The organism is Variovorax sp. AC194 (assembly GCF_979257995.1).
On the sequence record NZ_OZ409823.1, the window covers coordinates 236981 to 261878 of the forward strand.

The following is a 24898-nucleotide window of genomic DNA, read 5'->3' on the forward strand; positions in this document are numbered from 1 at the left end:
GTCAAAAATCTTACCACTGGAAAAATCCCTTGACTTCGCGGGCTGTCTCGTTGATATTTCCACTGGAAAGATATCCAAACGACGACCATCGAATTCCCAGGAGCCCAGATGAACGATGCCACCCTCCCCCGCACCCCGCCGCCCAACATGGGGCCGATCGACTTCGAGACGGAGCTCGGAACGTTGCCCCTGCAGGGCGCCCTGCCCGAAGGTCTGCGCGGCACGCTCGTGCGCAACGGCCCGAACCCGGTGGTGCCCGATCCCAAGGCGCACTGGTTCGCGGGCGACGGCATGCTGCATTCGTTCACCCTGGCGGACGGCCAGGTGGGCTACCGCAACCGCTGGGTGCGCACCGAGCTTTGGCGGGCCGCCACCGAAGGGCGCGACCTCGCGAGCGGTTTCCAGAAGGCCCCCGCCAGCCAGGCGCCCCAGCCGACCGACGGCACGGCCAACACCAACGTGATCGGCCATGCCGGCCACATGCTCGCGCTGGAGGAGGCGCACCTGCCGATCGAAGTCGACCTGCGCACGCTCGACACCCTGGGCGCCACCGATTTCGACGGCGCCCTGCAGGGCAGCTTCACCGCCCATCCGAAGACCGATCCGCGCACGGGCGAGCTGCTGTTCTTCGGCTACGGCACGCCGGCGCGCCTGTCGAACGGCATGAGCTTCGGCGTGATCTCGCCCGAGGGCCGCGTCACGCGCTTCGAGCATTTCGAGGCGCCCTACGCCAGCATGGTCCACGACTTCATGGTGACCGACCGCCACGTGATGTTCCCCATCATGCCGCTCACCGCCAGCATGGAGCGCGCCCAGAGCGGCCGCCCGCCGTACGCCTGGGAGCCGGAATACGGCACCCGCGTGGGCGTGATGCCGCGGGGCGGCAGCACCGCCGACATCGTCTGGTGGCGCGGCGCGAGCTGCTACATGTTCCACGTCATGAACGCCTGGGAGGCCGGCGGCAGCCTGTTCGCCGACGTGATCCAGTTCGCCACGCCGCCGCTCTTTCCGAAGCCCGACGGCTCGCCCGCGAGCGAGACGACGCCGCCGAGCTGGCTGGCGCGCTGGCAGTTCGACCTGTCGATGCCGTCGCGCGAATTCACGCAGACGCGGCTGGAGGACATGTCGGGCGAATTCCCCCGCATCGACGATCGCTTCGCGGGCCTGCCGTACCGCCACGGCTGGTACGTGTGCCGGGCCGAGGCGCAGCCCGGCGAACCGCAGCGCCTCTATGCGGGCCTGCGCCACGTCGACCACGCCACGGGCGTGCACGACATGTATGTGTTCCCCGCGCCCGACCTGGTGTCCGAGGGCGTCTTCGTCCCGCGCGCGCCCGATGCGGAGGAAGGCGACGGCTGGCTGCTGGCCACCGTGTGGCGCGGCGCGACGAACACCAGCGATCTCGTCATCTTCGATGCCCGCGCGCTGGCCAAGGGGCCGGTTTGCACGGCGTCGCTGCCGCACCGCGTGCCGGTGGGCTTTCATGGCAACTGGTTTGGAGAACGCGCATGAGCATGCTGCTGGCCTTCGTGCCTTTCATCGTCTTCGCGGTGTTCGACCGCGTCCTGGGCGTCGTGCCCGCGCTGTGCGCCGCGGCGCTGCTCTCGGCCGCCTTCCTCGCGCGCGACTGGTTGAGCCCCAAGCGCACGGTCAAGGTGCTGGAGATCGGCACCGTGCTGCTGTTCGGTGGCCTCGCCGTCTATGCCCTCGCGGCGCACACGGAGTGGTCGCTGCTGGGCGTGCGCCTGCGCGTGGACGCCGGCCTCTTCATCGTGGTGCTGGGCTCGATGCTCATCGGCCAGCCCTTCACGCTGCAGTACGCCAAGGAGCAGACGCCGCCCGAGGTGTGGACGCAGCCGGGCTTCAGGTGGGTCAACAACGTCATCACCGCCGCATGGGCCGTCGCCTTCGCGCTCATGGTGCTGGCGGACGTGGCCATGATCTACATGCCCGCGCTGCCCCTGTGGGTGGGCATTGCGGTGACGGTCGCGGCCATCGTCGGCGCGATCCGCTTCACGCAGTGGTATCCGGAGCACATGCGGGCGAAATTCCGGGCTGCCGGCTGACAGGGATGCGCTCATCCCCACCGGTGGCGCGGTCGGGGGGTTAGTGACACCATGGGCCGATGAAGAAGAATGCCAACCACCCCACCGAACCCGTCACCACGCCGCGCAGCCTCGACCACATCGTGGCGGGCGTTTCCACCAGCGACGGCGACGGCGTCAAACTCACCCGCGTGCTGCAGCAGCCGCTGCAAAAACGGCTCGACCCGTACTTGATGCTCGACGCTTTCGGCAGCGACAACCCGGGCGACTACATCGGCGGCTTTCCGAACCATCCGCACCGGGGCTTCGAAACCGTCACGTACATGATCGCGGGCCGCATGCGCCACCGCGACAGCGCGGGCCACGAAGGGCTGCTGGAGAACGGCGGCGTGCAGTGGATGACCGCCGGCCGCGGCCTCGTGCACAGCGAGCTGCCCGAGCAGGAAGAGGGCCTCATGGAAGGCTTTCAGCTCTGGCTCAACCTGCCCGCCAAGGACAAGATGCGCGAGCCCTGGTACCGCGACATCCAGAGCGAAGAGATCCCCGAATACACCACCGCCGACGGCGTGCACGTGCGCGTGATCGCCGGCACCAGCCACGGCATCGAAGGCGCGGTGCTGCGGGCGCACACCGAGCCGCTCTACCTGGACATCACGCTGCCGCCGGGCGCCGAGTTCGCGCAGCCGCTGCCCGCGGACCACAACGTGCTGGTCTATGTGTTCCGCGAATCGCTCTGGATCGCCGGGAGCGAAGTGCCGACGCGCCGCATGGCGATTCTTGCCAACGACGCGGGCAGCGACGGCGTGGTGCTGCGTGCCGGCGCCACCAACCACAGCCCGGCGCGCGCGCTGCTGATTGCGGGCCGGCCGCTGCACGAGCCCATCGCGCAGTACGGTCCGTTCGTGATGAACACGCAGGAAGAGGTGAAGCAGGCGGTGCACGACTTCCAGAATGGCCAGCTCGGCTGAGAGACTCAGAGCGGAGGCCAGCTTGTAGTCGCGGGCCTACCGAAAGTCGGCATCGCGATGCAGGCCGCGTCGTGGCATCCGGCGCATAGATTGCGCCCATGCCCCCCACGATCCGCAAAGGACAGGCGCCCGACACGCTGCAGCGCGCCCAGTTCCACGACCGCTTCATGCAGCCCTTCCAGGACCCGGCTTTCAAGGCCGAATCCGATTCGCTGCAGCGCATCGAGCTGATCGCGTGGGAGGCCTACCAGGAAGGCCGCAAGTCGCCCGTCACGCGCAAGGCGGGGCCCGGCTATGCGGACCCCGACTACGACCTCTCGGTCGACTGGCTCGAAGCCAAGGCGCGCATCGATGCCGCGCAGGCGGCGTGGGGCCAGCCGCAGACGCGCTCACGCGTGCTGCTGGTCAATGGCTCCCCGCGCAACGACGGCACCTGCCCCGGCGAGATCTCCAAGACCTGGCGCCTTACCGAACTGGCGCGCGAAGTGCTCGAAGGCAGCGGCATTGAAGCCGACCTGCTCGACCTGAGCCTCGTCACCGCGGAGTACGGCCGGCAGATCCATCCCTGCAAGGGCTGCGTTTCCACCGCCATGCCGCTGTGCCACTGGCCCTGCAGCTGCTACCCCAACCATTCGCTGCGCCAGACCGGCGACTGGATGAACGAGATCTACGAACGCTGGGTCGCCGCGCACGGCGTGATCCTGCTCACGCCCACGCACTGGTACCAGGCCACCAGCCCGTTGAAGCTGATGATCGACCGGCTCGTGTGCGCCGACGGCGGCAACCCCGACCCCACCAGCACGCACGGCAAGAAGCCCGAGGAGGCCAAGGCGCTCGAGCTCGAGGGCTGGGGCTATCCCAAGCACCTCGATGGACGCGCCTACGGCGTGGTGGTGCACGGCGACGTGGCCGGTGTGGAGAGCGTGCGCCGCAATCTCACCGATTGGCTCGACTGGATGGGTTTGATCGATGCCGGCATGCAGGCGCGCCTGGACCGCTACATCGGCTACTACGAGCCCTACGCCACCAGCCACGATGCGCTGGACGAAGACGCCTACGTGCAGGAAGAAGTGCGCAACGTGGCGCGCGCCGTCGCTAGCGCCGTGGGCGAATTGCGCGCCGGCAAATTGCAGGCGCCCGATCGGGGCCTGAAGCACCCGCGACCCAAATAAGTCACACGCAAAAGGCGTGGCCCATCGCGCGATTCACCATTCTTTACGCAAGCTCACTCCAGGCTAACGGAGGCGATACAGAGGTCTTCCACACTTGCTCTCACCTGCTGCCCCTCGGTGGCGGGCTTCTTCGAAAGGAAGCACTTCTCATGATTTCTCTTCGCCAACGCATCGTCTGGGCGAGCCTCCTGGGCTCCGCCGCCCTCGCCTCTTCGGGTGCCTTCGCTCAAGCGCCGGCCGCCACCACCGCGCCGGCACCTGCCGCTACCGTGGCGCAGGCCGACACCACCGCCGCGCCCAAGGCGCAGCACAAGCGCATGGACCCGGCCCAGCGCATGGAGCGCATGAAGGAGCACCGTGCCAAGCGCCTCGCGGCGCTGAAGGACAAGCTCAAGCTGACCGCCGCCCAGGAAGGCGCATGGAGCACCTACACCACGGCCAACCAGCCGCCGGCCGGTGCCCGCCCGCAGCGCATGGACCGCGCTGAGTTCGCCAAGCTGACCACGCCCGAGCGCCTGGAACGCATGAAGGCCCGCCAGGCCGAGCGCAGCGCAATGTTCGCCAAGCGCGCCGACGCCACCAAGACCTTCTACGCCGCGCTGACGCCCGAGCAGCAGAAGACCTTCGATGCCGAAACGGTGCATGCCGGCGGCCACGGCCATCGCTTCCATCGCGGCCATGACGGCCATGACGGCCAGCGCAACGCAGCGCCCGTCAAGAGCTGAGCAACGGACCACCGGTGACGGTGGCCCCTGAAACAAAATAGCCCGCAGCGCACAAGGCGCTGCGGGCTCTTTTTTCGTTCAGGTGCGGTGCCCGCTTACTTCGGCGTACCGGTCTTGTCGGTCGGATTGGTCGGCACTTCCGGGCGCTCGCCCTTCTCGCCGAAGCGCGGCTTCACCTTGCGCGCCTGCTGGCTGACCTCCGCGCGCGACATCTCGCCAGTCGGCTGCGGCATGGCGTTGGGCTGGTGGTTGATGGTGGTCGTGGCCTCGCCCTTGGGCACCATGCTGTTGGCGTTGTTGCGGTTCTGCACGCGCGCCTCGGCCTTCACGGCTTCGCGCGAGGCGGGCATCGAGTTGTCGGGGCGCTGCGGCGGATTGGCCACGCCGGCCGGCGTCATCGTGCTGGCCTCGCCGCCCACGGACGGGTCGGGCTGCGCGGGGATCGACGTGGCCTGGGCCATCGCGCCGCCGGCCGCGGCCATCAGCACGGCGAGCACCGTACTTCGAACAATGGTTTGCTGCTTCATGGTGTGTTCCTTTGCTTGTCTCGAATGAGTGATAGATGGAGTGAGTGGAGAAACTTGGGCTGCCTTGTTCGCCAGCCCTGAAATCACCGTAGGAGGCCCTCGAAACGGCCCGTGTCGGGGCGCGGCAGGCGTGCCTGTAGGAGCCCGCCTCTCGCGCGCGAAGGTGTAGCGAAAGCCGCGCGAAACGGTGCGCGGAACGGCACGCAAGAAGGTGGCGCGTTCCTACAGGCGCAGACGGTGCGCCCACGTACAACCGGGTTGATGTCTTCCTCCCCGATCCCCGAGGCCGTGCCGGCGCCCGCGCCGACCTCGCTCAAGGTCATGACGGTGAACACCCACAAGGGCTTCACCGCGCTCAACCGCAAGTTCATCCTTCCCGAGCTACGCGACGCCGTGCGCACGGTGGGCGCCGACGTGGTGTTCCTGCAGGAGGTGCTGGGCACGCACTCGCGGCATTCGCGCAAGGTGAGCAACTGGCCGGAGGCGCCGCACTACGAATTCCTGGCCGACACCATGTGGCCGCAGTTCGCCTACGGCCGCAACGCCGTGTACCCGAAGGGCCACCACGGCAACGCGGTGCTGTCGAAATTTCCGATCGTGCATTTCCGCAACCACGACGTGTCGGTGAGCGGCCCCGAGAAGCGCGGCCTCCTGCACTGTGTGCTGCGCCTGCCGGGCCGCACGGTCGATGTGCATGTGATCTGCGCGCACCTGGGCCTGGCCGAGGCGCACCGCCAGCAGCAGCTGGAGCTGCTCTGCCACATCGTGCGCGACGAGGTGCCGGCCGACGCGCCGCTGATCGTGGCGGGCGACTTCAACGACTGGCGCGGCCGCGCGCACGAGGTGCTGGAAAAAGGCGCCGCGCTGCGCGAGGTGTTCGTGCATGCCAACGGGCGCGCCGCGAAGACTTTTCCCTCGCGATTCCCGGTGCTTTCGCTGGACCGCATCTACGTGCGCAACGCTGGCGTGCACGCGCCGGTGGTGCTGCCGCGCAGGCCCTGGTCGCACCTGTCGGACCACGCGCCGCTGGTGGCGGACATCGATCTTTGAGCGGGGCGCAGCCATGAGCCAGAACCATTGGATTGGCGGGAACCGCATCGAGCTGCTCGAGAACGGCGAGGAATTCTTTCCGCGCGTGTTCGACGCGATCCGCGCGGCAGAGCGCGAAGTGATCGTGGAGACCTTCATCCTCTTCGAGGACAAGGTGGGCCTCGCGCTGCACGCGGCGCTGCGCGAAGCCGCGCAACGCGGCGCCAAGGTCGACCTGATGGTGGACGGCTTCGGCTCGCCCGATCTCTCGCGCGAATTCATCGAAGGGCTCACCTCGGTCGGCGTGAAGGTGCGGGTGTTCGACCCGGGCCACCGCTTCCTCGGGCAGCGGCTGAACGTGTTCCGCCGCATGCACCGCAAGATCGTGGTGGTCGATGGCAAACGCGCGTTCGTCGGCGGCATCAACTATTCGGCCGACCATCTGATGGACTTCGGCCCCAAGGCCAAGCAGGACTACGCGGTGGAGCTCGCCGGCCCGATCGTGGCGGAGATCCACCAGTTCGTGCTGCGTGCCATCGCCGTCGGCGGCAAGGGCGCGGGGTGGTTTCGCCGCCGGCTCAAGCAGGCGCCGCCGGTGCGCCACACCGTGGCCGGCGAGGCCGACGCGATCCTCGTCACGCGCGACAACCGCCGCCACACCAATGACATCGAGCGCCACTACCGCGCCGCGATCCGCTCGGCGCGCGAGCGCATCGTGATCGCCAATGCGTATTTCTTTCCGGGCTACCGGCTCATCAAGGAACTGCGGCGCGCGGCGCGCCGGGGCGTCGATGTGCGGCTCATCCTGCAGGGCGAGCCCGACATGCCGATCGTGAAGACCGCGGCCAGCATGCTCTACCACCACCTGCTGCACGCGGGCGTGCGCATCTACGAGTACTGCGACCGGCCGCTGCACGGCAAGGTCGCGCTGATGGACGATCGATGGAGCACGGTGGGCTCGAGCAATCTCGATCCGCTGAGCCTGTCGCTCAATCTCGAAGCCAACGTGGTCGTGCGCGACAAGGCCTTCAACGAGGTGCTTTGGAACCGCATGGACCAGCTCATGCAAAACAGCTGCAAGCGCATCGAAACGACAGACCTCGCGAGCGAATGGAGCGGCTGGCGGCTGGTGCGCAGCTTCTTCATCTTTCACTTCTTGCGCTGGTATCCCGCGTGGCTGGACCGCCTGCCGCGCCATGCGCCGCGGCTGACGCTCGCCGAGGCGACCGATCTGGCCGAACGGCAGAAGAACGAGAAGAACAACAACGCCCACAACAACAACACCGGCGGCGCCACGCCGACGGAAGCGGCATGAAGCCCATGTGGGCCGTGAGCCCCATCGATCCATGACCGCGATGGCCCTCGCTCGCCAGTCCTGGTGGCCCTGGGCCCGCCGCGTGGTCGTGTGGGGCTTCTTCGGGCTCGTCGCCTGGCTGCTGGTGACCCAGGCGCGCGCCATCGACTGGAGCGAGGTGCTCGATGCGATCCGCGCGCTGCCCGCGACCACGCTGCTCGCGGCCGGCGCATTGGCCGCCTGCAGCTTCGCGCTCTACAGCACCTACGACCTGCTGGGCCGGCACTTGACCAGGCACAAGCTGGGCGCCGGCTCCGTGATGGGCGTGACCTTCATCAGCTACGCCTTCAACCTGAACTTCGGCTCGCTGGTCGGCGGCGTGGCCTTTCGCTACCGGCTCTATTCGCGCCTGGGCCTGGGCAACGCGACCATCACGCGCGTGCTGGGCTTCAGCATGCTCACGAACTGGCTCGGCTACCTGGTGGTGGCAGGCGCGGCCTTCTTTTTCTGGCCGATGACGCTGCCGCCCGAATGGAAGCTCGGCAGCGGCGGCCTGCGCGTGCTCGGCGCGGCGCTGCTGGCGCTGTCGGCGGGCTATCTCGCGCTGTGCGCCTTTTCGGCCGGGCGCGTGTGGCGCGTGCGCGGCCACACGTTCAAGACGCCGGGGCTCGCGATGGCGCTGCTGCAGCTGGCGATGTCGTGCCTGAACTGGTCGCTGATGGGCGGCGTGATCTGGCTGCTGCTGCAGGGCCAGGTCGGCTATCCGCACGTGCTCGCGGTGCTGCTGGTGGCCGCGGTGGCCGGCGTCGTCACGCACGTGCCAGCGGGGCTCGGCGTGCTCGAGGCGGTGTTCGTCGCGCTGCTCTCGTACCAAGTGCCCGAAGCCACGCTGCTGGGGGCGCTGCTGGCCTATCGCGGCCTCTATTACTTGCTGCCGCTGGCGGTGGCGCTGGGCGCCTACCTGGTCATGGAGATGCGCGCGCGCCGCCGTCGCCGGCTGGCCTAGCGCCCTGCCTCAGAAGCTGCCTCAAAAATGGTACGTGTAGCGCAAGCGCAGGAACGTCTCGCCCGGGTTGGGCTTCTTGATGCCGCCATTCGACACGTGCTGCACCCGCAGCGAGACTTCGTGCGCGCCGTTGTCGCCGAAGCTGCGCCCGATGCCCAGCACCTCGGTGAACTGGAAGGCCGTGCTGAAGCTGCGGTCGGGCGTGCGGTAGACATGGTCCATCAAGGTCGCGCCGACGCCGCCTTCGGCGAACCAGGGCGAGGCGCCGTCGCCGAAGCGGTAGCGCAAGGTGTAGATCGCGCCGATCTGGACGAAATTGCGCGGGCCGTCGTCCAGCGGGCGCGCATGCCAGTTGCTCACGAAAAAGTCGAGGTACGAGCTGAGCGCGCCTCCCGGCGGCCTGTCGGTGATCGACCACGGCACCGTCATGCCGAGGGTGGTCGAGTTGGTGTCGCCCTTCTCTCCATGCCGTGCATGGCCGCCGTCGATGTAGAAGCCGCGGGTGTCGTCTCCAAAAGCGTGAGCCGCCGTGCCCAGCAAGCCGAAAAGACCTGCGAACACGGCGGCCCGGAGGGGCGCGCAAGGATTTGATTTCATGTTGTGAGCGTCCGATGCGGATGGTGAGAGAAAGTCTGCATATTTACTTTCCATGACGTCCCGCGCGGCGACAGCACGTAATTTCCACATCCGAAGGTAGGACTTGTTCACCAAGAATGCGGATTGATATTGCTGCGCTGCAGCAATCGAAACGGTCGAGGCCTATAGTGGGTTCTCCTCCTCCCACGCATCGGCCCCCCACATGTCATCTCTCAGTTCCACCGCCCGTCTGGCCAATCCGCTCATGCAGTGGCTCGACCTGGCCCAGAAGACCAACGAGATGCTGCTGTCCTCCGGCTCGGTGATCCGCATGCGGACCGAGCGCATCGCCAAGGCCGGGCTCACGCCCACCGCGGCCGACCTGGCGGAGTTCCAGCTCATGGGACACGAGAAGCTCGCCGCCGCGAGCGAATCGGGCATCGCGATGGTCAAGCAGTGGCACAGCAGCCATTTCGCGCTGGCCAACAAGGCGCTGCAGCAGTGGCTCCAGGGCACGACGGCCTTCTTCTCGATGGCCGGCAGCGTCACCCCCGCGCAGGCGGCCGCGCGCAGCGATGCCTTCGTGCAGACCGCGACCCGCTCGGCGAACGCAGCCAGCCAGCTCTCCGGCGTTGCCGTCCGCATCGCGCGCGAAGGCCTCAAGCCGATTCATGCCGCTGCCACATCGAACGCGCGGCGACTGGCCGAACTGCAATCCTGAAGAGAAAAGAAGCGCGGCGCCGTCAGGGCCGCGCGGGCACCAGCGTCAGCAGCGTGATTTCCGAAGGCGCACCGAAGCGCTTCGGCGGTCCCCAGTAGCCGGTGCCCCGGCTCACGTAGATCCACATGTCGTGCAGCCGGTGCAGCCCCGCCGTGAAGGGCTGCTGCATCGGCACGAACAGGTTCCACGGAAAGAACTGGCCGCCATGCGTGTGGCCCGACAGCTGCAGCTGGTAGCCCGCTGCGGCCGCCACCGTCGCGCTGCGCGGCTGGTGCGCCAGCAGCACGCGCGTGTGCACCAGCGGCGGCGCATCGAACAGCGCCAGGTGCGGATCGCTCGCATGCGCCGCGTCGAAGTGCCCGGCGGTGAAGTCGGTCACGCCGGCCAGCACCAGCGCGCTTTCGAAGAGTTCCTCATCGGTCTGCGCGCCGCGCACGTTGCGCGTCTGCAGCACCACGTGCTCGTTGAGCAGCACCTTCAGCCCGAGCCGGCGCAGCTCGTCGATCCAGGCATGCGCGCCCGCGTAGTACTCGTGGTTGCCCGTGACCACGAAGGTGCCGTGGCGCGCGCGCAGGCCGGCGAGCGGCGCGATGTGTTCGCGCAGTTCGGGCACCGTGCCGTCCACGAGGTCGCCGGTGATCGCGATGGCGTCGGCGCCCAGGCGGTTCACCGCGTCGACGATGCGCTGGATGTAGGCGCTGCGGATCGTCGGCCCGACGTGGATGTCGCTCAGCTGCGCGATCGTGAAGCCCTCCAGCGCCGTCGGCAGCCCGCGGATCGGCACCTCCACGCGCTTGACGCCGGCCGTGCGGCGCGCGTTGATGAAGCCCACCAGCGACGTGCCCGTGGCCATCACCAGCACCGCCAGCGCGCTCCACGGCAAGAGCGCATTCCAGTGCACCCGCGCCACGCCCAGCGCGCTCGCCAGCCAGGTGAGCAGCAGGCCGGCATCGCGCAGCAGTGTCAGCACGAACATCGAGGAGAACCAGCCCATGCTGATGAGCCCGACCCACTTGAGCACTTCGCCCACCGACGCGTTGGGCGCGATGCGGCGCGAGACGAAAGGCAGCGGGATCGTGAGCGCCGACACCACCAGCAGCGCCAGCAGCACCAGCGCGAGCGGCCACGCCGGCGTGAGCATGGCCAGCGCGGGCACGAGGCGCAGCGCGATGTAGACGTGCAGCAGCGCGGTCAGGGCGCTCAGGGGGCGGATCGGCATCGGGGCAATGGGTTCGGGCATTGCCCGGGATACACCACCTGCAAGGCGCATGCCGCGCATTCAAGACGCCCGAAGGCGTCGCTGTCGCTATTTTTTCTATAGCGCACAGCGCCCGGATAGCGGGCGCTGCGGCTTGACGAGCGTCAAAATTTCGCGGCTGCAAGGTGCCGCAAGCGCCGCGCCGTCCGTCGGCGCCGCCGCGTCACTGCACCGTGCGCGTGCCGGCCGAGGCCATGTCGGTGCCCGCCGGCCATTCGAAGACGGCCTTCGCGGCCGCGCCCTGCAGCACATGCAGCGGCTGCTTGAGCACCTGGCTGCCGATGCGCGCCTCGACTTCGTAGTTGCCCGGCTCCAGCCGCGCCACCATGAACGGGCCGCCCGAGACCACGTTCTCCAGCAGCGCGGTGCCGCTGCTGTCGCGCACCGTGACGTGCACGCCGGCGGCGAAGTCGGCGCTGCCCTTGTGGTCCTTGACCGCGAATTCGAACGTGGCGGGCCAGCGCGGCGACACCGTCTCCATCAGCTGCGCTTCATCGTTGCCGATGCCGCCGCTCATGTATTCGACGCCGTGCGTCATGTAGATCGGCGGATTCACCGTCGCCTGGGCTGTCGAAAACGCCCCCAGCAGGACGGCGCCGCACAACAGGGCGGCCGCCAGCGGCCGCGTGCCCGGTGAAGAAGAAAAACGGGAGGTCATGGTCTTGAATCCTTTCCTGGTCGTGGTGGCGAGAAGCCACATCGCGAATGTGCGGCGCACGACTTAGAAAAGGCTGACCACCGGCCACGCATGCGGCCGTGGTGCGCTTGCCGATGAATGCTCAGCGGGCGGCGGAGGTCTGCGCCAGCGCCTGCGTCTGCGGCATCGGCGGCGTGACCGAGGCCATGTCGAAGTTCGACGGCCAGAGGAACGACGCGCGGGCCGGCGCGCCGGCAATCACGATCAGCGACTGGGTGAGCGTGAGCCCGCCCAGCGTCACGTTCACGTCGTAGGCGCCGGGGTTCAGGCGCGCCAGCATGTAGGGCGCGCGCGTTTCCACGTCCATCACCGCCTGGCCGGTGTACTTCTGGCGGATCTGCACCGAGGCCTTGGCCGGAAAGCCGGCCAGCTGCGCACCCTTGCCATCGCTCACGCCCAGCTCGATCGTCGCGGCCCAGCGCGGCGCCACCATTTCCATGAACTCGGCCTCGCCCTTGACTGCGCCGCCGCACATGTACTCGATGCCCTGCGCCACCTGGATGGGCGGGTTCGAGAAAGCGTGGGCCGGCAAAACGGCGCCGAGGAATGCTGCTGTACCGCCCAGTACCAAAGCGGCCAGTGGCCGCCGGAGACGCGTAGGGTTCATTGCTTGTTGTCCTCGATCTTGCATGACGTGAAATCCGTCGAGGATTTTGCTTAGCAAGAGTCGGGCTAGATATAGCGTTTACGAGGAACGATCCTCGAATTCGAGTTGAACGCTATTGTTTTAATAGCTGGTGACGGCTGTGTGACGGGCATCGCGGCCTGTTTCGGCTACCTACCTCACGGAAACCCTGATGTGCGACGGTCTGGAGGGCGGTCCGCGGGGGTGCATGGGCCGGGCCTACGGCGGTGCATGGCCGCGCGCCGGCTCGCGTCCGCGTGCCTTTATTCATGCCTCGATGAACACGAAAAGCCATGTCTCACGAGTTGTCATCGTCGAGCAGCAACACCAACAGCGCAATAGCCGGATGCAGCCAGCTAGATGAATACGTCAGAAGGCTCGATGTCGCCGCGCGGCGGCCGCAGGATTTGAATTCGCAGGATCGCTTGCGGAGCGAAAGAAAGGCAGCGCGGGACCGGCGGTTTTGGCTAGGCCGCCAATAGCGCGGTGCAAGAGCGAAGCAATTGAATAGGCAATTTAATTAGAACTCCCCCGGATTTTTTTGCTTTAGAAGTCAGGGGGAAGAAGAATATACGGCTGATAAATAAGCCAGCCAGTGATCGCCCGGAAGCCCCTGTTTATGCGGCTTCAGCCCAGGAAGGCCGGAGAAATTTCTGGCTCTCCCGCCGGTTGAAAGCCGAGAGATCATCCCGTCAAGACGCCACGGCGCAGGCATTTGAACGCCTCGGGCTATGGAATTTTCCAACGCACGTCATTCAATTCCTGCGCCAGGAATTGATAATTCGGTGAAGGTATTTGCGGTAAATTCCGGCCTATTGCGTCGGCGCAATAAAAATTGCCGCAATCCCCTCAGGAATTGCGGCAATCATTTCGGAAATTACCCGCTCAAACGTCGATATTCGCCGCCCGCAATGCGTTCTGCTCGATGAACTCGCGCCGCGGTTCCACCTCGTCGCCCATCAGCATCGTGAACACGCGGTCCGCTTCGATCGCGTCGTCGATCTGCACGCGCAGGAGGCGCCGCACGGCCGGGTCCATGGTGGTTTCCCACAGCTGCTCGGGGTTCATTTCGCCCAGGCCCTTGTAGCGCTGGCGCGAGGTGGCGCGTTCGGCTTCGCTGATGAGCCACTTCATGGCCTGGCGGAAGTCGTCGACCTTTTCTTCCTTGGCGCGTTCGCCCTCGCCGCGCTTGACCACGGCACCTTCGGTGCTCAGCAAGCCGCGGAAGGTGTTGGCCGCTTCGGCCAGCGCGGCGTAGTCGGCGCCGTGCACGAAGTCCTGCGTGAGCACGCTGCTCTTGATGTTGCCGTGGTGGCGGCGGCTGATGCGCAAGAGCGGCTTGTCGGTGCGGGCGTCGAATTCGCTGCTCACCTCGGCCGGGATGCCGGTGGTATTGAGCTCGCGCAGCTTGGCCTGCAGCGCCACGGCCGAGGCTTCGGCGGCGGGCGTGGTGTCCAGGTCGAGCGCCACGCCGTCGGCGATGGCGCGCAGGGCCTCGGCGTCCATGAAGTTGCGCAGGCGCGCGATCACCGCCTCGGCCACCTGGTGCTTGCGCGCCAGCTCGCCCAGCGTGTCGCCCGAGAGCGTTGTGGAGCCGGCGCCGCCGGTCTCGATGCGCGCATCCTTCAGCGCCACCTTCAAGAGGAACGCGTCCAGCGCGGGGCCGTCCTTCAGGTACTGCTCTTCCTTGCCGACCTTCACCTTGTACAGCGGCGGCTGTGCGATGTAGATGTGGCCGCGCTCGACCAGCTCGGGCATCTGCCGGTAGAAGAACGTGAGCAGCAGCGTGCGGATGTGGGCGCCGTCCACGTCGGCGTCGGTCATGATGATGATGCGGTGGTAGCGCAGCTTGGCGACGTTGAAGTCGTCCGCGCCGCCGCCCGAGGTCGTGGCACCGGCGCGGCCGATGCCGGTGCCCAGCGCGGTGATCATCGTCAGGATTTCGTTGCTGGTGAGCAGCTTCTCGTAGCGCGCTTTCTCCACGTTCAGGATCTTGCCGCGCAGCGGCAGGATGGCCTGGAACTTCCGGTCGCGGCCCTGCTTGGCGGACCCGCCAGCGGAGTCGCCCTCCACCAGATAGACCTCGCAGAGGGCAGGATCTTTCTCCTGGCAGTCGGCCAGCTTGCCGGGCAGGCCCATGCCGTCGAGCACGCCCTTGCGGCGCGTCATTTCGCGGGCCTTGCGGGCCGCTTCGCGGGCGCGGGCGGCTTCGACGATCTTGCCGCAGATGATCTTGGCGTCGTTCGGGCGCTCCTGCAGGTAGTCGGTGAGCAGGCGGCCGACGATGTCTTCCACCGGCGCGCGCACCTCGCTGGACACCAGCTTGTCCTTGGTCTGGCTGGAGAACTTGGGCTCGGGCACCTTCACGCTCAGCACGCAGCACAGGCCTTCGCGCATGTCGTCGCCTGTGACTTCGACCTTCGCCTTCTTGGCGAATTCGTTCTCTTCGATGTACTTGTTGATGACGCGGGTCATCGCGGCGCGCAGGCCCGTCAGGTGGGTGCCACCGTCACGCTGGGGGATGTTGTTGGTGAAGCAGAGGACCTGCTCGTTGTAGCCGCTGTTCCACTGCATCGCCACTTCCACGCCGATGTGCGTGCCGGGGATGCCGCCGTAGGTGTCGGCCGGCTTCTCGCCCGCTGCATAGAACGAGTTCGGATGCAGGACGGTCTTGCCCTTGTTGATGAACTCCACGAAGCCGCGCACGCCGCCGGTGCCCGAGAAGTCGTCTTCCTTGCCGGTGCGCTCGTCCAAGAGGCGGATGCGCACGCCGTTGTTCAGGAAGCTCAGCTCGCGCAGGCGCTTGCTGAGAATTTCATAGTGGAAGTCGGCGTTCTCTTTGAAGATCTCGGTGTCGGGCAGGAAGTGCACCTCGGTGCCGCGCTTGTCGGTGTCGCCGATGATCTTCATGGGCGAGACCTCGAAGCCGTTCACGGTTTCCAAGAGGCGGTTCTGCACGAAGCCGCGGCTGAATTCGAGCTCGTGGATCTTGCCTTCGCGGCGCACGATCAGGCGCAGCTTCACGCTCAGCGCGTTCACGCAGGAAACGCCCACGCCGTGCAGGCCGCCCGAGACCTTGTAGCTGTTCTGGTTGAACTTGCCGCCGGCGTGCAGTTCGGTGAGGGCGATTTCGGCGGCCGAGCGCTTGGGCTCGTGCTTGTCGTCCATCTTCACGCCGGTCGGGATGCCGCGGCCGTTGTCGGTGACGGAGATGGAGTTGTCGCTGTGGATCGTGACGACGATGTCGTCGCAATGGCCCGCGAGCGCCTCGTCGATGGAGTTGTCCACCACTTCGAACACCAGGTGGTGCAGGCCCGTGCCGTCGGAGGTGTCACCGATGTACATGCCGGGGCGCTTGCGCACGGCTTCAAGCCCTTCCAGGATCGTGATCGAGCCTTCGCCGTAGCTGGTGTCGGCCAGGATGACCTCGGGCGCGACGATCTGGACTTCAGGCGTGTAGACCGGCTCGGTGTGCGGGACTTCGGGCTTGTTTTCTTCTGCACTCATTCGATATTCCTCTATCTCTCTCACGGCATTGACGTGATTTTTCGGGCTCTCAAGAACTCAATTCGGCGCTTCTTGAAAGCGCAAACCCGCGGAGGGCCGCGGGTTGTGTGCGCAAGGCGCTTTGTGGTCTGTCTGCTAGATACGCATCGGCATCACGACGTACTTGAAAGATGCGTTCTCGGGGATGGTTAACAAGGCCGAGCTGTTGGAGTCGGCCAGGTCCAGCTTGACCATGTCCTGGTCCATGTTGGACAGCGCGTCGATCAGGTAGGTGACGTTGAAGCCGATTTCGATGGCGTCGCCGCCGTAGTCGATATCGAGCTCGTCCTGGGCTTCTTCCTGCTCGGCGTTGTTCGATGCGATGCGCAGCGTGCCGGGCTCGATGTTCAGGCGCACGCCCTTGAACTTCTCGCTGGTCAGGATGGCGGTGCGCTGCAGGCTGGCCAGGAGCGGCGCGCGGCCGAGCGTGACGGTGTTCTTGTGGTTCTTGGGGATCACGCGGTTGTAGTCGGGGAACTTGCCCTCGACCAGCTTGGTGACGAACTCCATGCCGCCGAAGCTGAACTTGGCCTGGTTGTTCGCGAACTGCATCTCGATGGCGCCTTCGGCGTCGGACAGGAGGCGCTGCATCTCCAGCACCGTCTTGCGCGGAAGGATCACCTCTTGCCGCGGCACTTCGACGTCCAGCATGGCCGAGGAGAACGCCAGGCGGTGGCCGTCGGTGGCCACCAGGCTCAGCTGCTTGCCTTCGGCCACGAAGAGGATGCCGTTCAGGTAATAGCGGATGTCATGCACCGCCATCGCGAACGAGACCTGCGAGAGCAGGTCCTTCAGCGTCTTTTGCGGCACGCTGAACACGGGGCCGAAATTGGCGGCTTCCTGCACCAGCGGAAAGTCTTCGGCGGGCAGGGACTGCAGCGTGAACCGGCTCTTGCCGCCCTTGAGCACCAGCTTGCTCGCGCTCGACTCCAGGCTCACGGTCTGGTCGGCGGGCATGGTGCGCAGGATGTCGATGAGCTTGCGCGCGCCGATGGTGGTGGTGAAGTTGCCTTCGTCACCGCCAAGCTCGGCCGTGGTGCGGATCTGGATCTCGAGGTCGCTGGTGGTCAGCTGCAGCTGGCCGCCGGTCTTGCGGATCAGCACGTTCGCCAGGATCGGCAGCGTGTGGCGCCGCTCGACGATGCCCGACACCGACTGCAGCGCTGCAAGAACCTTGTCTTGGGTTGCCTTCAAAACGATCATGTCTTCTTCCTCTTCTCTTATCTCTTTGAATCAGCTTGTAAGACGCCATTCTCCGCTGTCGCGAGGGGCATTCCGGATGGCATTCGGCTTCAGCCCTTGAGCGTCTGTTCGAGGACGTGCAGCTGCTGGTTGAGCTCGGTGAGCTGCTGGCGCTCGCCCGAGATCTTGCGCACTGCGTGCAGCACCGTCGTGTGGTCGCGCCCGCCGAACAGTTCGCCGATTTCCGGCAGGCTCTTCTGGGTGAGCTCCTTGGCCAGGTACATCGCGATCTGCCGCGGCCGCGCAATGCTGGCCGGGCGTTTCTTGCTGTACATGTCGGCGACCTTGATCTTGTAGTAGTCGGCCACCGTCTTCTGGATATTCTCGACCGAGATCTGGCGATTCTGGATCGACAGCAGGTCGCGCAGCGCCTCGCGCGCCAGGGCGATCGAGATCTCCTTCTGGTTGAAGCGCGAGTAAGCCAGGATCTTGCGCAGCGCCCCTTCGAGCTCGCGCACGTTGGAACGCACGTTCTTGGCGACGAAGAAGGCCACTTCCTCGGGCATTTCGGCCGATTCGGCGCGCGCCTTGTTGATCAGGATGGCCACGCGCATCTCGAGCTCGGGCGGCTCGATCGCCACCGTGAGGCCCGAATCGAAGCGCGAAACCAGGCGCTCGTGGATGTCGGCCAGGCCCTTGGGATAGGTGTCGCTGGTCATCACGATGTGCGACTTCTTGGCCAGCAGGGCCTCGAACGCGTTGAAGAATTCTTCCTGCGTGCGGTCCTTGTTGGCGAAGAACTGCACATCGTCGATCAGCAGCAGGTCGAGCGAGTGGTACCGCTCCTTGAACTCATCGAAAGTCTTGCGCTGATAGGCTTTGACCACATCCGAGACGAATTGCTCGGCGTGGATGTAGAGAACTTTGGAATCGGGGCGATCGGCCAGGAGCCGGTTACCCACAGCGTGCATCAGGTGGGTCTTGCCCAGGCCGACGCCGCCGTAGATGAAAAGCGGGTTGTACAGATGGCCCGGCATGCCGGCCACGTGCATGGCCGCGGCGCGCGCCATGCGGTTGGCCGTGCCTTCGACCAGGGTGTCGAAAGTGAGGCCTGAATTGAGGCGGTTCTTGAAGCCGGCGGCAGCCGGTTCCTCGCCCGGACCGGCCACGTCGCGCGGCACATCGGTCTCGGTCATCACGGCCACGGGGGCAGAGCGCACGGGCGCTTCGCGAGGAGCAAGCGCTAACTCGACGGCCACCGGCTGGCCGTACATCTTCTCGGCCATGGCGGCGATCTTGCCGGCGTACTGGGCGCGGATCCAGTCGAGCTTGAAGCGGTTCGCCACGAACACCGTCATGCGCGACAGATCGTCCGCAACCTGTGCGGTCAGGGGCTTGATCCAGGTGTTGAACTGCTGCTCGGACAGCTCCTGCGCGAGCTGGTCGACGCAGGCCTGCCAGAGGCTTTCGCCGATGCCGTCAGTCGACATGGGCGCTTTGAAAAGTGGTGAATCCCTCGGGCATTTCTTGGTATAGGTATTGTGGATATTCTCTGCTGGAAGGCGCCGGGCATTCTAACTTGTCAAAACCTTATCCACACGCTGTGGACGGCCGCGAAAGGCCCGCAAAACCAGTCGAAGATTGTTCCCCGGCCGAATGTTTGCGATAATTGCGGGTTTCCCTGAAAACCTCATTGCGTCTTTCGGGGGCCATCCGAAACACGCTCCCCAGCGCCCGCGCGCTTTTCGCATGCGGAAATCAGGGAATCTGGAACCATCATGAAACGCACATACCAAGCATCCAAAGTCCGCCGCGCCCGTACCCACGGCTTTCTGGTCCGCATGAAGACCCGCGGCGGCCGTGCCGTCATCAACGCACGCCGCGCCAAGGGCCGCAAGCGCCTGGCCGTCTGACGGCGGCTCACCTGCCGTTGCCAGCAGCCGAACCGCCCGCGCCAGCACCTTCAGCTGGCGCACGCGGCCCGATCGGTAACGACGGACGCGGCTCGGGTTCCATGCAGCGGCTCAAGACCCGCGCGCAATTCCAGGCCGTCCTCGCAGGTGCCACTGTGGCGCGCACTGCCCATTTCGCATTGCATCGCTGTGCGCTCGATCTCGCATCGAGCGCAGCGCCGCTGTTCGCGTCTGACGATGTCTGGCTGGGCGCCATGGTGCCCAAGCGCTGGGCGCGTCGTGCCGTCACGCGCAACGCCATCAAGCGCCAGATCTATACCGTGAGCGCCGCGCCCGACGTCGGCTTGCCCCGTGCTGCGCACGTGGTGCGGCTGCGGGCGGGGTTTGATCGCAAGGAATTCGTGAGCGCGTCCTCGGACAAGCTCAAGGGCGCCGTGCGCGCCGAACTCCAGCAGTTGCTGGCGCGCGCCGCGCGTTCGCCCGCACCGGCGCCGGCACCTTCTTCCCCCTCCTCCCCATGAAACGCCTGCTGATCGGCCTCGTGAAGGGCTACCGCCTGCTGCTGAGCCCCTGGCTCGGCCAGTCGTGCCGCTTCACGCCGACCTGCTCGGTGTATTCGATCGAGGCGCTGGAGGTGCACGGCGCGCTCAAGGGCAGCTACCTCACTCTGCACCGCATCGCGCGCTGCCAGCCCTGGTGCCAGGGCGGCCACGATCCGGTTCCACCGAAATCACCGTGTCGCACTGACAAGTCAGGCTCGCTGTTTTCGTCTCTTCTCTCCTCCGACAAGAAGTCTTCGTCATGAACGATATCCGCCGCACGATCCTGTGGGTGATTTTTGGGTTCTCGCTGGTATTGCTGTGGGACCAATGGCAGGTCTTCAACGGCAACAAGCCGACCTTCCTGCCGTCGAGCAAGCCGGCGGCCGTGGCCGCCGCCCCGGCCGGCACCGCGCCCGCAACCAGCAGCAACGGCGTGCCGACGGCATCCGGCACCACCAGCGGCAACGCCGGCGCCGTGCCCACGCAGGCCGCGGCGGCCGCGCCCCGCGAGCAGGTCGTCGTGACCACCGACCTGTTCAAGGCCACGATCGACAGCGATGGCGGCACGGTCAATAACCTGGAGCTGCAGAAGTACGACGAGGCCGACCGCACCAAGCGCGTCGTGCTGTTCGAGAACGGCTCGCCGGCCACGCGCTACGTGGCGCAGACGGGCCTCCTGAACCCCGTCGACTCGGGTGAGCGCTTTCCCAACCACCTGACGCCGATGACGGCCAAGGCTGGCCCGCGCGAGATGGCCGACGGCCAGAACACGCTGGAAGTGAGCTTCGAGAGCGCCCCCGTCGGCGGCCTGAAGTACACCAAGACCTACGTGTTCCACCGCGGCGACTACGCCATCGGCGTGCGCCACGAAGTGGCCAACGTGAGCGACCAGCCGCGCGACGCGCAGCTCTACATGCAGCTCCTGCGCCACGGCACGGTGGCCAGCAGCACGATGTTCGGCACCAACACCTTCACCGGTCCGGCCGCCTACACCAACGAGAAGAAGTTCCACAAGCTCGACTTCAAGGACATCGCCAAGGGCAAGATCGAGCCGCCGCCGCCGGCCAACGACGGCTGGATCGCGATGGTGCAGCACTACTTCGCGTCGGCTTGGCTCCTCAAGGGCGACCCGGCCAGCGAGCAACTGCGCCGCGAATTCCGCGTGAAGGACCTGGGCGACAACCTCTTCACCGTCGCCATGGTGGCCACGCTGCCCAAGATTGCCCCGGGCGCCACGCAACTCGTGAACAGCGTGCTGTTCGCCGGCCCCGAAGAAGAAAAGAAGCTCGAAACCATCGCCCCCGGCCTGGACCTGGTGAAGGACTACGGCATCTTCGCGATCATCTCCAAGCCGCTGTACTGGCTGCTCACCCAGCTGCACGGCATCCTGGGCAACTGGGGCTGGTCGATCGTGGCGCTGGTGGTGCTGCTGAAGGCGGCCTTCTACTGGCTCAACGCCAAGGCCTACGCCAGCATGGCCAAGATGAAGGCCATCAACCCCAAGATCATGGAAATGCGCGAGCGGCTCAAAGACAAGCCGCAAGAGATGCAGCAGGAGATGATGCGGATCTACAAGACCGAGAAGGTCAATCCGATGGGCGGCTGTTTCCCCATCGTGATCCAGATCCCGGTGTTCATCGCGCTCTACTGGGTGCTGCTGTCGTCGGTCGAAATGCGCCACGCACCGTGGATCGGCTGGATCACCGACCTCTCGGCACCGGACCCCTGGTACATCCTGCCGGTCGTGATGACGGCCACGTCGCTGTTCCAGACCTGGCTTAACCCGACGCCGCCCGATCCGATGCAGGCCAAGCTGATGTGGATCATGCCGCTCGCGTTCAGCGTGATGTTCATCTTCTTCCCGGCGGGTCTCGTGCTGTACTGGATCACGAACAACGTGCTGTCGATCGCGCAGCAGTGGTTCATCAACAAGCGGTTGGGCGTGCTGGGCAAGTAAGCTGACCACCCAACGGCGCTTCGTCGCCACCGCAAAGGGCCGCATCCGCGGCCCTTTTCCTTTTTGCTGAAAGAATCGCGCTGCCATGACCTTCGCCTGCACCACCGATCCCATCGTCGCCGTCGCCACCGCCTCGGGGCGCGGGGCGGTGGGCATCGTGCGGGTGTCCGGCGCGCGGCTGGCGCCGTTGATCGAGGCGGTCTGCGGGCGCGCGCTCAAGCCGCGCGAGGCGACGTACCTGCCGTTCCGGGACGCCGGCGGCGAGCCGGTCGATCACGGACTGGCGATCCACTTTCCTTCGCCGAACTCCTTCACCGGCGAAGACGTGCTCGAGCTGCAGGCGCACGGCGGAACGGTCGTGCTGCAGCTGCTGCTGGCGCGCTGCCTCGAAGCCGCGGCCGAAGCCGACCCGGTCACCGGACGCCCGCGCCTTGCCGGCCTGCGCGTGGCGGAGCCGGGCGAATTCAGCCAGCGCGCGTTCCTCAACGGCAAGATCGATCTGGCGCAGGCCGAGGCCATCGCCGACCTGATCGACGCCAGCACCGAGGCCGCCGCGCGCAGCGCCGGGCGCTCGCTCTCGGGCGCGTTCTCGCGCGAGATCCACACGCTGCGCGATGCGCTGATCCACCTGCGCATGCTGGTCGAGGCGACGCTCGACTTTCCGGAAGAGGAAATCGATTTCCTGCAGAAGGCCGACGCGGCTGGGCAGCTCACGAGACTGCAGTCGCAACTCGCCGCCGTGCAGCAGCGCGCCAAGCAAGGCGCCCTGCTGCGCGAAGGCATCAAGGTCGTCATCGCGGGCCAGCCGAACGCGGGCAAGAGCTCGCTGCTCAACGCCCTGGCCGGCGCCGAGCTGGCGATCGTGAGCGCGGTGGCGGGCACCACGCGCGACGTGGTTTCGCAAACCATCCAGATCCACGGCGTGCCGCTGCACGTGGCCGACACGGCGGGCCTGCGCGACAGCAGCGACGAGGTCGAGCAGATCGGCGTGGCGCGCGCCTGGGGGCAGATCGAAAGCGCCGACGCCGTGCTGTTCCTGCACGACCTGACGCGCGCCGACCAGCCGGACTACGCCGCCGCCGATGCGCAGATCCTGCGCGGCCTGCAGGGCAAGCTGCCCGCGAGCGTGCCGGTGCTCGATGTCTGGAACAAGCAGGACGCCGCGCCGGGCGCCGCTCCGGCCCAAGGCATCGCGCTCTCGGCGAAGACCGGCCTCGGCATCGAGGCCCTGCGCGATCAGTTGCTGGCCATGGCCGGCTGGCAGTCCGTGCCCGAAGGCGTCTACCTCGCGCGTGCGCGCCACGTGCAGGCGCTCGGCCGGGTCGAGACGCACCTGGCGCTGGCCGCGAGCCACCTCGCGGCCCAGGCGCAGCTGCTTGATCTCTTGGCCGAGGAGCTGCGCCTCGCGCAGAACGCGCTCAACGAGATCACCGGAGAGTTCGGCGCCGACGATCTGCTGGGGGTCATCTTTTCGCGCTTCTGTATCGGGAAATAGCGACACATGGCGACGCGCCGCCCGGCGAAACGTAAACACTTGTAGCCGAAACGCTTGGCCTTCGCGGATACTTCGACTCACATGCGGGGGCCGAAAAAAACATGTCCATCCTGAACCTGAGCCGCGCCATCGCGGAAAACACGAGCACCGACGCTTTTGCGTTGACCTTCACCGTCCAGCAATGGGAAACGGTGGCCGGTTACCTGCAGCCCATCGACACCGGCGTGGGCGACGTGCTGATCGAGCAGAACACACCCGACCGGTCGGTGTTCTTCGTCGAGAGCGGCGCCATCAGCGTGCACCGCGTCAGCAGCAAGGAACAGATGCGCCTGGCGGTCCTCACGCCCGGCGCGGTGGTGGGCGAAGGCGCTTTCTTCTCGCGCCAGCCGCACTCGGCCAACGTGGTCGTCACCGGGGCGGGACGCGTCTGGCGGCTCACCGCGATCCGCTTTGCGGAAATGTCGAACCGCCAGCCCAACATGGCGCTGGAGATCGCGATGGCGCTGGGCGCCGTGATCGCCAAGCGCATGGCGCACCGCTCCAAGCGCGTGGCCGTGACCTGAGGCGCCTTCGGCGCACAGCCAGACAGATTCGCAGGCCGCACGCGCAGCAGAGTGTTTGTTCTTTTGGATTCCGAGAGTAGTCAGTAAGTAAGCCATGGCCTCGATCTGCCCGGTCTGCAGCACGGAAAACCGTGACGGCGCGAATTTCTGCAAGAGCTGCGGCACGACGCTGTCCGCGACGGCGAGCCGGATTCCTCCTGCCCCCAGCCCCCTCAATTTGGGCAGCCAGGCCGATCGCGAATGGGCCACCACCGCGCCCGCCCAGTTGCGCGCGCCGACGATCCCGGCGCCGCTCTTCGATCTGCCCGAGCCCGCGCCGTCCGCGCGCAGCTTTTTCGGCCGGGCGCCGGCCGCTGTGCCGGGCGACGAGCGCACCGTGATCCTCGCGCCCGGCCAACCGCGCGTGCCGACGCCGTCTTCCATCAGCGAGCGGTCCGAGCGCAAGCGCGCGCGGGTCAAGGTGCCCCGCACACCCGAGCCGCCCGAACCGGCGTTGCGCCGGCGTGGCCTCGTTCTCTGGCTGAGCCTGCTGGCGGTCGCGGTGGTGATGGTTATCGCCGGCTGGTATGGCTATGGCACGCGCAAGGCGGCGGAGCAGGCCGAGGCGCCGCCGCCGCCCGTCGCAGTGCCTGATCCGGCACCTGCTGCCGCACCGCCGGTTGCCATGCCACCGCCCGCCGAATCCGTTGCACCCGCGGAGACGCCAGCCGTCGAGGCGCCCGCGGCAGAGGCCGCTTCCACCGCGCCGGTCGCAACACCCAAGCCTGCCGCCAAGCCACCGCGCAAGCAGGCGACGGCCGCGCCGCCGGCCGCCGCGCCCGAAGCCCCGGCACCTGCCGCCGCGCCGGTGCCGCCGCCCGCGGCCCCGGCCGCTCCCGCTGAACCGCAGGCCCTGTGCGGCGACCGCAACTTCATCGCCAAGGCCCAGTGCATGGCGGCGCAGTGCGTGAAGCCCGAGTTCAAGGCGCATGCGCAGTGCGAAGCGGTGCGGCGCCAGCAGCGGCTCGAAGAAGAAAAGCGCAACCCCACCCTGATCAATTAGCTCGCCCCCAGGCTG

24 protein-coding genes are annotated in these 24898 nt (G+C 66.8%); 16 read left to right on the top strand and 8 right to left on the bottom strand.

Annotated features, from left to right (window positions below):
• Positions 1–108: 108 nt before the first annotated feature.
• The 5 genes from ACZYRS_RS01145 (at position 109) to ACZYRS_RS01165 (ending at position 4910) form a co-directional block, all read left to right on the top strand.
• On the top strand, positions 109–1512 hold the full coding sequence (locus tag ACZYRS_RS01145) for a carotenoid oxygenase family protein (RefSeq protein WP_463417815.1): 1404 nt from the start codon (positions 109–111) through the stop codon (positions 1510–1512).
• On the top strand, positions 1509–2066 hold the full coding sequence (locus ACZYRS_RS01150; RefSeq protein WP_463417816.1) for a DUF3159 domain-containing protein: 558 nt from the start codon (positions 1509–1511) through the stop codon (positions 2064–2066). The genes ACZYRS_RS01145 and ACZYRS_RS01150 overlap by 4 nt, the downstream gene beginning before the upstream one ends.
• A gap of 59 nt (positions 2067–2125) precedes the next feature.
• Entirely contained in the window at positions 2126–3013 is an 888-nt protein-coding gene (locus tag ACZYRS_RS01155) for a pirin family protein (protein ID WP_463417817.1), read from the top strand.
• Positions 3014–3111: 98 nt separating this feature from the next.
• A complete protein-coding gene (locus tag ACZYRS_RS01160; RefSeq protein WP_463417818.1) occupies positions 3112–4185 on the top strand; it encodes a flavodoxin family protein in 1074 nt (357 codons plus the stop codon).
• A 149-nt stretch (positions 4186–4334) separates the two neighbouring features.
• On the top strand, positions 4335–4910 hold the full coding sequence (locus ACZYRS_RS01165; protein ID WP_463417819.1) for a Spy/CpxP family protein refolding chaperone: 576 nt from the start codon (positions 4335–4337) through the stop codon (positions 4908–4910).
• 95 nt (positions 4911–5005) lie between these two features.
• On the opposite strand, the gene ACZYRS_RS01170 is transcribed toward ACZYRS_RS01165, so the two are convergent.
• The gene (locus tag ACZYRS_RS01170) at positions 5006–5437 is read right to left on the bottom strand and encodes a serine/threonine protein kinase (RefSeq protein WP_198785469.1); all 432 of its coding nucleotides are present in this window, start codon (positions 5435–5437) and stop codon (positions 5006–5008) included.
• A gap of 261 nt (positions 5438–5698) precedes the next feature.
• Here ACZYRS_RS01170 and ACZYRS_RS01175 point away from each other — a divergent pair, with 261 nt between their 5' ends.
• Genes ACZYRS_RS01175 through ACZYRS_RS01185 form a run of 3 tightly spaced genes read left to right on the top strand, consistent with a single transcriptional unit; the run spans position 5699 to position 8766 of the window.
• Complete coding sequence (locus ACZYRS_RS01175; RefSeq protein WP_198785468.1) at positions 5699–6487, top strand: endonuclease/exonuclease/phosphatase family protein; 789 nt, start codon at positions 5699–5701, stop codon at positions 6485–6487.
• 13 nt (positions 6488–6500) lie between these two features.
• Complete coding sequence (clsB, locus tag ACZYRS_RS01180) at positions 6501–7781, top strand: cardiolipin synthase ClsB (protein ID WP_463417820.1); 1281 nt, start codon at positions 6501–6503, stop codon at positions 7779–7781.
• A 31-nt stretch (positions 7782–7812) separates the two neighbouring features.
• Positions 7813–8766, top strand: coding sequence for a lysylphosphatidylglycerol synthase domain-containing protein (locus ACZYRS_RS01185; RefSeq protein WP_198785466.1), 954 nt, complete (start codon positions 7813–7815; stop codon positions 8764–8766).
• A 21-nt stretch (positions 8767–8787) separates the two neighbouring features.
• Here the strand turns inward: ACZYRS_RS01185 and ACZYRS_RS01190 are convergent, their stop codons facing one another.
• Positions 8788–9363, bottom strand: coding sequence for an acyloxyacyl hydrolase (locus ACZYRS_RS01190; RefSeq protein WP_463417821.1), 576 nt, complete (start codon positions 9361–9363; stop codon positions 8788–8790).
• A 202-nt stretch (positions 9364–9565) separates the two neighbouring features.
• Here ACZYRS_RS01190 and ACZYRS_RS01195 point away from each other — a divergent pair, with 202 nt between their 5' ends.
• Entirely contained in the window at positions 9566–10063 is a 498-nt protein-coding gene (locus ACZYRS_RS01195) for a polyhydroxyalkanoate granule-associated phasin (protein ID WP_463417822.1), read from the top strand.
• A 22-nt stretch (positions 10064–10085) separates the two neighbouring features.
• Here ACZYRS_RS01195 and ACZYRS_RS01200 read toward each other — a convergent pair whose 3' ends face one another.
• The 6 genes from ACZYRS_RS01200 to dnaA form a co-directional block, all read right to left on the bottom strand.
• Positions 10086–11342, bottom strand: a complete 1257-nt coding sequence (locus tag ACZYRS_RS01200) for a metallophosphoesterase (RefSeq protein ID WP_463417823.1) — start codon at positions 11340–11342, stop codon at positions 10086–10088.
• A gap of 142 nt (positions 11343–11484) precedes the next feature.
• Positions 11485–11979 carry a hypothetical protein gene (locus ACZYRS_RS01205; protein ID WP_463417824.1) on the bottom strand — a complete coding sequence of 165 codons (495 nt, stop codon included), beginning with the start codon at positions 11977–11979 and terminating at the stop codon, positions 11485–11487.
• A gap of 121 nt (positions 11980–12100) precedes the next feature.
• The gene (locus ACZYRS_RS01210) at positions 12101–12625 is read right to left on the bottom strand and encodes a hypothetical protein (RefSeq protein ID WP_198785461.1); all 525 of its coding nucleotides are present in this window, start codon (positions 12623–12625) and stop codon (positions 12101–12103) included.
• A gap of 903 nt (positions 12626–13528) precedes the next feature.
• Positions 13529–16150, bottom strand: a complete 2622-nt coding sequence (gyrB, locus tag ACZYRS_RS01215) for a DNA topoisomerase (ATP-hydrolyzing) subunit B (RefSeq protein ID WP_198785460.1) — start codon at positions 16148–16150, stop codon at positions 13529–13531.
• 135 nt (positions 16151–16285) lie between these two features.
• On the bottom strand, positions 16286–17392 hold the full coding sequence (gene dnaN, locus ACZYRS_RS01220; RefSeq protein WP_013538472.1) for a DNA polymerase III subunit beta: 1107 nt from the start codon (positions 17390–17392) through the stop codon (positions 16286–16288).
• A gap of 89 nt (positions 17393–17481) precedes the next feature.
• Positions 17482–18861 (bottom strand): chromosomal replication initiator protein DnaA, encoded by a 1380-nt coding sequence (gene dnaA / locus ACZYRS_RS01225; RefSeq protein WP_042577248.1) that lies wholly within the window; start codon positions 18859–18861, stop codon positions 17482–17484.
• A 288-nt stretch (positions 18862–19149) separates the two neighbouring features.
• Between dnaA and rpmH the strand changes: the two genes are divergently transcribed.
• The 7 genes from rpmH (at position 19150) to ACZYRS_RS01260 (ending at position 24883) form a co-directional block, all read left to right on the top strand.
• Positions 19150–19284: a 50S ribosomal protein L34 gene (gene rpmH / locus ACZYRS_RS01230; RefSeq protein ID WP_007834827.1), complete on the top strand. Its 135-nt coding sequence runs from the start codon at positions 19150–19152 to the stop codon at positions 19282–19284.
• Between the two features lie 101 nt (positions 19285–19385).
• Positions 19386–19805, top strand: coding sequence for a ribonuclease P protein component (locus ACZYRS_RS01235; RefSeq protein WP_463417825.1), 420 nt, complete (start codon positions 19386–19388; stop codon positions 19803–19805).
• On the top strand, positions 19802–20089 hold the full coding sequence (gene yidD, locus ACZYRS_RS01240) for a membrane protein insertion efficiency factor YidD (protein WP_013544365.1): 288 nt from the start codon (positions 19802–19804) through the stop codon (positions 20087–20089). Before ACZYRS_RS01235 ends, yidD begins: the two co-directional genes overlap by 4 nt.
• Complete coding sequence (gene yidC, locus ACZYRS_RS01245; RefSeq protein ID WP_463417826.1) at positions 20086–21783, top strand: membrane protein insertase YidC; 1698 nt, start codon at positions 20086–20088, stop codon at positions 21781–21783. The genes yidD and yidC overlap by 4 nt, the downstream gene beginning before the upstream one ends.
• An 85-nt stretch (positions 21784–21868) precedes the next feature.
• Positions 21869–23278, top strand: coding sequence for a tRNA uridine-5-carboxymethylaminomethyl(34) synthesis GTPase MnmE (gene mnmE / locus ACZYRS_RS01250; protein ID WP_463417827.1), 1410 nt, complete (start codon positions 21869–21871; stop codon positions 23276–23278).
• A gap of 101 nt (positions 23279–23379) precedes the next feature.
• Complete coding sequence (locus tag ACZYRS_RS01255) at positions 23380–23841, top strand: Crp/Fnr family transcriptional regulator (RefSeq protein WP_198785456.1); 462 nt, start codon at positions 23380–23382, stop codon at positions 23839–23841.
• 94 nt (positions 23842–23935) lie between these two features.
• Positions 23936–24883, top strand: coding sequence for a zinc ribbon domain-containing protein (locus tag ACZYRS_RS01260; protein WP_463417828.1), 948 nt, complete (start codon positions 23936–23938; stop codon positions 24881–24883).
• Positions 24884–24898 lie beyond the last annotated feature (15 nt).

What these genes read in the sequence shown, in the direction of transcription:
- ACZYRS_RS01145 (WP_463417815.1), top strand. Translation starts at nt 109, where the DNA reads ATGAACGATGCCACCCTCCCCCGCACCCCGCCGCCCAACATGGGGCCG.
- ACZYRS_RS01150 (WP_463417816.1), top strand. Translation starts at nt 1,509, where the DNA reads ATGAGCATGCTGCTGGCCTTCGTGCCTTTCATCGTCTTCGCGGTGTTC.
- ACZYRS_RS01155 (WP_463417817.1), top strand. Translation starts at nt 2,126, where the DNA reads ATGAAGAAGAATGCCAACCACCCCACCGAACCCGTCACCACGCCGCGC.
- ACZYRS_RS01160 (WP_463417818.1), top strand. Translation starts at nt 3,112, where the DNA reads ATGCCCCCCACGATCCGCAAAGGACAGGCGCCCGACACGCTGCAGCGC.
- ACZYRS_RS01165 (WP_463417819.1), top strand. Translation starts at nt 4,335, where the DNA reads ATGATTTCTCTTCGCCAACGCATCGTCTGGGCGAGCCTCCTGGGCTCC.
- ACZYRS_RS01170 (WP_198785469.1), bottom strand. Translation starts at nt 5,437, where the DNA reads ATGAAGCAGCAAACCATTGTTCGAAGTACGGTGCTCGCCGTGCTGATG.
- ACZYRS_RS01175 (WP_198785468.1), top strand. Translation starts at nt 5,699, where the DNA reads ATGTCTTCCTCCCCGATCCCCGAGGCCGTGCCGGCGCCCGCGCCGACC.
- clsB (WP_463417820.1), top strand. Translation starts at nt 6,501, where the DNA reads ATGAGCCAGAACCATTGGATTGGCGGGAACCGCATCGAGCTGCTCGAG.
- ACZYRS_RS01185 (WP_198785466.1), top strand. Translation starts at nt 7,813, where the DNA reads ATGACCGCGATGGCCCTCGCTCGCCAGTCCTGGTGGCCCTGGGCCCGC.
- ACZYRS_RS01190 (WP_463417821.1), bottom strand. Translation starts at nt 9,363, where the DNA reads ATGAAATCAAATCCTTGCGCGCCCCTCCGGGCCGCCGTGTTCGCAGGT.
- ACZYRS_RS01195 (WP_463417822.1), top strand. Translation starts at nt 9,566, where the DNA reads ATGTCATCTCTCAGTTCCACCGCCCGTCTGGCCAATCCGCTCATGCAG.
- ACZYRS_RS01200 (WP_463417823.1), bottom strand. Translation starts at nt 11,342, where the DNA reads ATGCGCGGCATGCGCCTTGCAGGTGGTGTATCCCGGGCAATGCCCGAA.
- ACZYRS_RS01205 (WP_463417824.1), bottom strand. Translation starts at nt 11,979, where the DNA reads ATGACCTCCCGTTTTTCTTCTTCACCGGGCACGCGGCCGCTGGCGGCC.
- ACZYRS_RS01210 (WP_198785461.1), bottom strand. Translation starts at nt 12,625, where the DNA reads ATGAACCCTACGCGTCTCCGGCGGCCACTGGCCGCTTTGGTACTGGGC.
- gyrB (WP_198785460.1), bottom strand. Translation starts at nt 16,150, where the DNA reads ATGAGTGCAGAAGAAAACAAGCCCGAAGTCCCGCACACCGAGCCGGTC.
- dnaN (WP_013538472.1), bottom strand. Translation starts at nt 17,392, where the DNA reads ATGATCGTTTTGAAGGCAACCCAAGACAAGGTTCTTGCAGCGCTGCAG.
- dnaA (WP_042577248.1), bottom strand. Translation starts at nt 18,861, where the DNA reads ATGTCGACTGACGGCATCGGCGAAAGCCTCTGGCAGGCCTGCGTCGAC.
- rpmH (WP_007834827.1), top strand. Translation starts at nt 19,150, where the DNA reads ATGAAACGCACATACCAAGCATCCAAAGTCCGCCGCGCCCGTACCCAC.
- ACZYRS_RS01235 (WP_463417825.1), top strand. Translation starts at nt 19,386, where the DNA reads ATGCAGCGGCTCAAGACCCGCGCGCAATTCCAGGCCGTCCTCGCAGGT.
- yidD (WP_013544365.1), top strand. Translation starts at nt 19,802, where the DNA reads ATGAAACGCCTGCTGATCGGCCTCGTGAAGGGCTACCGCCTGCTGCTG.
- yidC (WP_463417826.1), top strand. Translation starts at nt 20,086, where the DNA reads ATGAACGATATCCGCCGCACGATCCTGTGGGTGATTTTTGGGTTCTCG.
- mnmE (WP_463417827.1), top strand. Translation starts at nt 21,869, where the DNA reads ATGACCTTCGCCTGCACCACCGATCCCATCGTCGCCGTCGCCACCGCC.
- ACZYRS_RS01255 (WP_198785456.1), top strand. Translation starts at nt 23,380, where the DNA reads ATGTCCATCCTGAACCTGAGCCGCGCCATCGCGGAAAACACGAGCACC.
- ACZYRS_RS01260 (WP_463417828.1), top strand. Translation starts at nt 23,936, where the DNA reads ATGGCCTCGATCTGCCCGGTCTGCAGCACGGAAAACCGTGACGGCGCG.